This window comes from Anabaena sp. AL09 (assembly GCF_001672255.1).
GTDB classification, from domain to species: domain Bacteria; phylum Cyanobacteriota; class Cyanobacteriia; order Cyanobacteriales; family Nostocaceae; genus Dolichospermum; species Dolichospermum lemmermannii.
In genome coordinates, this window is record NZ_LJOQ01000040.1 from 106,504 (window position 1) to 109,063 (window position 2,560).

At 36.4% G+C, this 2,560-nt stretch carries 3 protein-coding genes; all 3 read left to right on the forward strand.

The genetic code is table 11. From position 1 onward, the window contains the following. Window positions 1–225: 225 nt before the first annotated feature. Window positions 226–666 (forward strand): hypothetical protein, encoded by a 441-nt coding sequence (locus AN490_RS08015; protein WP_300001526.1) that lies wholly within the window; start codon window positions 226–228, stop codon window positions 664–666. A gap of 114 nt (window positions 667–780) precedes the next feature. Further along, on the forward strand, window positions 781–2,187 hold the full coding sequence (locus AN490_RS08020) for a tetratricopeptide repeat protein (RefSeq protein ID WP_300001528.1): 1,407 nt from the start codon (window positions 781–783) through the stop codon (window positions 2,185–2,187). A 28-nt stretch (window positions 2,188–2,215) separates the two neighbouring features. Next, a partial coding sequence (locus AN490_RS08025) for a tetratricopeptide repeat-containing protein (RefSeq protein WP_300001538.1) occupies window positions 2,216–2,560 on the forward strand: 345 nt, incomplete at its 3' end.

Below are 2,560 nucleotides of genomic sequence, written 5' to 3' on the forward strand. Positions count from 1 at the left end.
TTTGAGGGCTGAAGCCCTTACTACGAAATCATCTCCAGATTTTTTACATTACTTAATCTACTTTGATTTATTTTCGTCTACTTACTTAGAAAAAAATAGCAGATAGATTAAACCACAATTCAGAAAGGACTGCGTTGAGGAATATATAAGGTGTAGTGAAGCGTTGGCAAAAAAGATGTATCATAAATCATGAGGAGAAAAATGATACCTTAACCAATATTACAAATGGAACCATTAACAACTGGTGCTATTGCTGTTGCGACCGTACTTGCTACCAAAGCATTGGAAAAAATTGGCGAAAACATTGGAGACACCTTATCTCACAAAACTCAGCAGTTTTTGGAATTGTTGAAACAGCGACTACCTGGAACTTTCGCAGCTATTGAAAAAGCACCAGAACAACCCCTTAATTATGGTCAAGCTGTACTGGAAATAGAAACCGCAGCGAAAACAGACACTAATATTAGTCAAGTTATCCAGGAATTAACCCAGTTAGCAGAAACTAACCCACCTAAAAATTTAGCAGAAATTCTCAAAGAGATTCAAGCAGCTTTTGCAAATTCTCAACACCCCCAAGGGACAATTTTTAATCAAAACATCCAAAAAGCTATCAACGCAGCGCAAAATCAAACAAACGACCAAAGAGGAAGCACGTTTAATTTTTGACTGGACTCGTCCGACGGGAAACGGACAAAGTTAACTCCCACTAAAGATATACCCTATCGTGGTTCTGTTCATTTTGTCGGACGAGAAACAGAACTGACAACTATCCATGAAGATTTGCGACGGGGAAATTATGTAGCAATAACCGGAATGGGTGGTTTGGGTAAAACTGAATTAGTTACTCAATACGCGAAAGAATATCAAGATCATTATGATGGCATAATTTGGTTTAATGCTAGACAACGTATTCTCGCAGCAGAAGTATTTGAGCTTTTTACATTTAAATTCGGTTTGGAAATTCCCCAAACTCAGGGAGGAAAGCTGCTAACTCTCCAACAACAGGTAGCTTGGTGTTGGTTACAATATCCAGAAACACAAAAACCTGTTTTAATTGTCGTTGATGATTTAACTGATTTAACACAGTTACAAGAAGTTGTTCCCAAAGAAGAACGCTTTCGGGTTTTGATAACTACTCGACAACAACATTTAGACCCTAATTCTATTCAAGAACGACCTTTAGAGTTTCTATCACCACCAATAGCATTAGAACTTTTACAAAAGCAATTGGGAAAAAATCATCAGCGAGTTGTCAATGAACCAAAAACCGCAACAGAAATATGTGAGTTTTTGGGAAATTTACCTTTGGGGATAATTTTAGTCGGAAGTTATTTAAGAGAAGATTTTGGACTTTCTCTAACTCAAATGTTAGAACGGTTGCAAAAACGTAAGTTAGCGGAAACAGCTTTCCAAAACAGAGAAACTATCAATCAAACTCAATTGGGAATTAAAGCCGCTTTTAATTTAACTTGGGAAACACTGGATACTCAAACTCAATATCTGGGAGCATTTTTAAGTTTATTTTCTCCTCAGTTGATTTTTTGGTATTTGGTAGTTAAGGTAATTGAGTTTGAAGTAGAAAATGAGGAAAAACAACTAATTTGGACAAAGGAAGAATTAACTACCTCTAAAAAAAGACTTTATCAAGTTAACTTTTTACAAACAGGACAAGAATCACCAGAAGCTTATACAATTCATAATTTAGTGCGGTTGTTTTTGCAGGAACAGTTAGCAGAAGTTGGAGAAAAGCAGCCAATTCTCGAAAGAACTTTTATTACTCCCATGATATTGGTTGCTGAAACACTTTCTCAATCACCCACTTCTGAAGATATTGAAAATGTCAAAACTCTTGTTGTTCATTGGGAAGATTTAGGAAAACGGTTAATAGATGAAATTAACGAAGAAACAGCAGCAGAGAATAATTTACCAGTATCTATGGTTGCTGATGAAATCTTTTGGGTATTTGAAGGATTAGGAAGATTTTATCAAGGAGAAGGATTATATCAAGTAGCAGAATTTTGGTCTCAGCAATTGGTAAAAGTTTGTCAAACTTTATTTACAGGCGACCATCTTCATGTTGCTACTAGCTTGAACAATTTAGCAATTTTTTACCAAAGCCAAGGAAGATACAGTGAAGCAGAACCTCTCTTCCTTGATGCTTTAGAAATGAGAATGCGGCTATCCTGATGTTGCTACTAACTTAAACAATTTAGCAATTCTTTACCGAAGCCAAGGAAGATACAGTGAAGCAGAACCTCTCTACTTTGATGCTTTAGAAATGAGAATGCGGCTATTTACAGGCGACCATCCTGATGTTGCTAATAGCTTGAACAATTTAGCAATTCTTTACTATATCCAAGGAAAATACAGTGAAGCAGAACCTCTCTACTTTGATGCTTTAGAAATGAGAATGCGGCTATTTACAGGCGACCATCCTAATGTTGCTAATAGCTTGAACAATTTAGCAATTCTTTACCAAAGCCAAGGAAGATACAGTAAAGCTGAACCTCTCTACCTTGATGCTTTAGAAATGACAAAGCGGCTATTTACAGGCGACCAT